Raw genomic sequence first — 244 nt, 5'->3', positions numbered from 1 at the left:
ATCTCCGGATCAAAGCTTACTTACAGCTCCCCGAAGCATATCGGTGTTAGTACCGTCCTTCATCGGCTCCTAGTGCCAAGGCATTCACCGTGCGCCCTTTCTAACTTAACCTACTTCGGCCAATGATAAGCGGCGAATCTCTGCGTCAGCTCCGTCACTGTGCTCCTCACGTACTCTCGTACGCTCCGGTGCTCGTTCAGTCGCTTCCTTGATCTTCTTGCTTCTCATTGCCCTCAGGTTTGTG

At 52.9% G+C, this 244-nt stretch carries 1 rRNA gene; it reads right to left on the bottom strand.

What is annotated here, in order from left to right:
* Window positions 1-111: ribosomal RNA gene (locus tag M3205_RS25490) — 23S ribosomal RNA — on the bottom strand; the annotation flags it as partial.
* Window positions 112-244 lie beyond the last annotated feature (133 nt).

Source organism: Cytobacillus firmus (genome assembly GCF_023715565.1).
Taxonomy (GTDB): domain Bacteria; phylum Bacillota; class Bacilli; order Bacillales; family Cytobacillaceae; genus Cytobacillus; species Cytobacillus firmus_C.
Note: the sequence above shows the minus strand (reverse complement) of the source record. Positions and strands in the feature narration are given on the sequence as shown.